The 4,527-nt window shown below is 62.5% G+C and carries 3 protein-coding genes; all 3 read right to left on the reverse strand.

What is annotated here, in order from left to right:
- Positions 1-67 precede the first annotated feature (67 nt).
- The gene (locus tag OC610_RS21770) at positions 68-364 is read right to left on the reverse strand and encodes a DUF2845 domain-containing protein (RefSeq protein WP_408636629.1); all 297 of its coding nucleotides are present in this window, start codon (positions 362-364) and stop codon (positions 68-70) included.
- 2 nt (positions 365-366) lie between these two features.
- On the reverse strand, positions 367-3,300 hold the full coding sequence (locus OC610_RS21775; protein WP_264430680.1) for a DUF748 domain-containing protein: 2,934 nt from the start codon (positions 3,298-3,300) through the stop codon (positions 367-369).
- Positions 3,301-3,418: 118 nt separating this feature from the next.
- A complete protein-coding gene (locus tag OC610_RS21780; protein WP_264430681.1) occupies positions 3,419-4,435 on the reverse strand; it encodes a class I SAM-dependent rRNA methyltransferase in 1,017 nt (338 codons plus the stop codon).
- Positions 4,436-4,527: the final 92 nt, after the last annotated feature.

Raw genomic sequence — 4,527 nt, forward strand, 5'->3', positions numbered from 1 at the left:
GTGGGAGCGAGCCTGCTCGCGAAGGCGTCGGCACTGTCGCTGCAGATACCTGGAATAGCCCAACCCATCACCGCCCACGCTTGCTGGTAATCTCCACCAGCCGATTCCCCTCGAAGCGCAAGTACTGGTACATCCCGCTGTTGGGCCCGTAGGTCCATTCCTCCACCGGATATTCTTCCCGGCGGTTGACGCTGCGTTTGTAGCCCAGGTCATCACGCGCCACAGGCTGACCACATTTTTGCAGCACCTCGCTCGAACGATCCCCGACGCTGATCAACTGGCTGCCGCAGCGCAACGTATCGGCGGCTGAGGCCTGGCCGGCTGCGAGCAGCAGGCCCAGGCTGAGTCCGTGCAGATACTTCATTTTCATTCGGCATCCAGGTGCATGGGGGTGATCACGGTGCCGTCTTTTTCGGCCTGGCCCAGGCTCGCGTCGATGAAGTACACGCGGTCATCGGCCAGCTTGCCTTTATCCACGAGGAAGTCCTTGATGCTGCTGGCGCGCTCCTGGCCCAGTTCACGCAACAGCAGGTCGCTGCCGCTCCAGAACTTGATGACCCCTTCCCGGAGTTTCTCGATGCGGGCCTTCTTGTCCAACTGCGTCCATTCAGCCGGTGGTTGGGTTTTCAGCCGGGTGCGGTAGATCCCTTCCAGCAGGGGAGGCTTTTCGTCCTCCGGTACTTGCAGCAACGAAGCCTTGGCCGGGACTTTATCGCCTCGGCGCTGCAGCATCTTGTAATAGGTGTATTGGTATTCGCGTTCGAGGCGCTGGGCGGCGAGCAGCGGACCGTCGCTGCTTTCGGCGGCGGTGCCTTCGATTTCCAGTCGCAGTTCCGGACGCTTGCCCAAGGCTTCGGACAGCTTGAGCAGCACGCTTTCGTTTTCCTTGCTCAAGTCGCTGGCCCCCGGCGCGAATGCCACGCTACCCAGGTCTTCCGAGCCACCGCCGGCGACCAGTCCGCCGATGAGCTTGAACGGCGCCTGGGCTGCGCGGACCACCAGGTTGCGCAGGGTCTGCCAGACAATCGGCATCACGCTGAACTGCGGGTCGTTGAGGTTGCCGGAGACCGGCAGTTCGATGGTAATCCTGCCCTCGGAGTCCTTGAGCAAGGCGACGGCCAGCTTGAGCGGCAGGCTGACGGCGTCTGGACTGTCGACCTTTTCACCCAGTTGCAACTGCTCGACCACGACTTTGTTGTCGGCCTGGAGCTGGCCCTTGGTGATCCGGTAATGCAGGTCGAGATTGAGCCGGCCCTTGCGGATGCGGTAGCCGGCGAACTTGCCGGAATAGGGCGTCAAGGTGGTCAGCTCGACCCGTTTGAAACTGGTGGCGATGTCGAGGCTGGCCATCGGGTCGAAGGGGTTGACCGCGCCTTTGATCGTGACGGGCGCATAGCGGTCGACCTTGCCTTTCACATCCACGCTGGCCGGCTTGGCCTGGCGGCTGTCGATGGTGCCGATCTCGCCGTTGAGCTGCTGGATGGCCGTGGCGAAGTTTGGCGTCAGGCTGAAGTCGGCGAAGTTGGCCGAGCCGTCGTTGATGGCGATGCCGCCGATATGAATACCCAGCGGCTTATCCTTCGAGGCCGGTTTGGCCGCCGCGTTCTTCGCAGGGGCGTCGGCCGGTTGTGGAATCAACAGGTCGTCGACGCTGGTGGTGCGATCTTCGTTGATCATGAAGCGCGCGTAGGGCTGGAACAGGTTGACCTTGTCGATCGACAGGCTGTCGCCATGCTGGTAATTGAGGCCTTGGACTTCCAGGCGCTGCCACTTGAGAAAGTCGCGGGTCTTGAGGGTGTCGAGGGTGTGCAACTGATCGACCTGGGCGCGACCGGTGACCGCGAATGCCAGCGGTTCGGTGCTCTTGAGGTCTACCACCAGATCACTGCCGAGCATCCCGGAGCGCAGCTCCAGGCGAATGAACGGATTGATGTAGGCTTGGGCGACCCGCAGGTCAATGTCTTGCGTCTTGACGTTGAGCTTCGCAGTGACTGGGTTCAGGTTGACCTCGCCATCGGCGAGGATCTTGCCCTGCTTGCCCAGCCCGGTATCCAGCTTGAGGTTGAAAGGCGAGCCATTGAGGGTGTCGTAGTTCTGCAGGTCCAGGTTAAGTGGGCCGACCTCCAACGCGACGGCCGGTTGTGCCTGGCGGTCGGCCAGGTGCACTTGGTAATTGCGCAGTTGCACGTCTTTGAGCAGCACCTGCCACGGCTTGCTCGGTGCTGTCGGCTCAGGCTTGGGCGAGTCGGCCGCTGCTGGAGCCGACGCCGGCTCTACCTTGGCCTTTGGCTTGGCTGGCTGGCTGGCGAAGAGCTTCTGCCAGTCCAATTGCCCGTCCGCTTCCCGCGCAGCCCAGGTTTCGAGCTTCTGGCTACGGATCTTGCCGACGATGACCTGTTGCTTGGCCAGGTCCAGCGAGGTTTCGCTGACATCGAGACGCTCAAGCCTTGCCAGGGGACGCCCATCAGGTGCCTTGATGGCGAAAGGGGCGACGCTGACAGCGGTGTTGTTCAGGAGCAGTTCCGTGCCCTTGGAGAGATTGAGTTTGTAGTCGGTGCTGAGGTTCAGCACGCCGTTTTCCAGCACCAGGGGCACCGCATCACGTACGTAGGGCCACCACGCTTTCATCTGGCCATCGGTGACCTTGAGCGTCCCTTCGGAGGCAATCGGTGCCAGGCTGAAGTTACCCTTCCAGTCGATCTGCCCGCCCGCGGGGCCTGCGGCGACCAGGGTCATGTCCGCGCTGTCGTCGGGCAGGGTGCTGAGGTTCTTCAGCTCGAAATCGAGGGTGTCGTAGAGAAACTCGATGGGTTCGCTGGGCCGCAGGTCCTGGAAGTGAACGTAGCCGCTGGCGAGCTTGATCCGGTCCACTCGCAAGGGAAACGGCTTGGCCTCGGGATCGGCTGGCGTTGGCTCGCTGGGCGGCAGCTTGAACAGGCCCAGCAGGTTCAACTGACCGTCCTTGGCGAATATCACTTCGGTCTTTGGCTTGTCGAGCTCGATGTCGGCCAGGTGCAGGGCGCCGGACCAAATGCTGTCGAGCTGCAGGTTGGCGTAGAGGCGTTCAAAGCCAACCTGCTCCTTGCCCGGTTCGCCGACCATCAAGCCCCACACCGTCACTTCGAGGCTGAAAGGATTGAGTTCGATGCGCTGGATCTGGGCCGGCACCGTCGCATGGGCGGCCAGTTGCTGGTTGGCGATACGCAGGGCAACGCCCGGCAATATCAGGAAGCCCAACAGGCTGTAGAGGGCCAATGCGGTCAACAGGGCGCCGAGAGCGCGAATCAATCCTTTGGGCATGTGTGGCTTCGTCTGGTATGAATCGGAGTGCCTTGGAGTATGGCATGCGTTTACGGTTCCGAAGCCACTGTGTTTTATAAGATTTGTCCGTTTTTTTCGTGGGATTGCCGAGGCTTGCTCAGAACTGGAGGATCAACGTTTTGAGCGGCGGTTGCCGATCCTGTGACGGAAAGTCGTCGCCGGGCGCCAGCACGCTCCATTCACGCACGGGCCGGCCGATCTTCTGCGCGCATCGCAACACCTGTTCGCGCCATTCGTCCATGGACACCTTCGCCAGGTTGTTGCAGCAAACCAGCACGCCGTCGTCGGCGGTGGTGAGCAACGCTGGCTTGAGCAGGCTCTGGTAATCGCGCAACAGGTCGACGGTGCCAAAGGCGCTCTTGGCCCAGGCCGGTGGGTCGAGTAGCACCAGGTCGTATTGACGCGGTTCCAGGCGAGCATAGCTGGGCAGTTTTTGCCCTCGCCGCTGGCTGATGGGCAGGCCGGCCAGTTGACGAATCGCCGGGAAATAATCGGACTGCACGAACTCCATCGCTGGCAGCTCGGGGTTGAGCTGGCCGTTCTCGCGCCCTACCGCGAGGTTGCCTTCGGCGAAGTCCAGGTTGCAGACCTCCCGCGCTCCGCCGGCTGCGGCGCTGAGGCCTACACCGCAGGTGTAGGCGAAGAGGTTCAGGACGCTTTTGCCCCGGCTGTGGTCCTTGACCCAGCCGCGCGCGTTGCGCAGGTCGAGGAACAGCAACGGATCCTGGCCGGCATGACGCCCGCGAACCCGGTAGTTCAAGCCCCATTCATGCCCGATGAGGTCTTGCAGGGCGGCCTCGTCAGCCTGGTAGACGCTGTCCTGGCGGTCGATGCGGGAGTTGCCCCGGGAGCGATCGTTGTAGACCAGCAGGGTGTCCAGGCCCAGGCGTTCGTTAACGATGCCATGCAGTTGCAGCAGCGCATCACGCTCCAGGGACTGGTGGAAGCTCTGCACCAGCAGTTGTGGGCCGTAGCGGTCGACGGTCAGGCCGGGCGCGCCTTCCTGGCTGCCGTGGAACAGGCGATAGCAGTCGGTGCCTTGCCGGTGCAGTTGGTCGAGCAGGGCCTGGCGCTGGTCGAGGGCGGCGCTCAGCGCCAGATTCAAGGAAGACATGCCGGGCGCGCCTTAGAGAAATGAGGCGCGGGAGTTTAGCAGTTATGGGCTGGAGCCCCACAGTTCAGAGTGGCATTGATCGTCTGTGGCGA

The sequence above is a fragment of the Pseudomonas agronomica genome (assembly GCF_025917275.1).
Classification (GTDB): Bacteria; Pseudomonadota; Gammaproteobacteria; order Pseudomonadales; family Pseudomonadaceae; genus Aquipseudomonas; species Aquipseudomonas agronomica.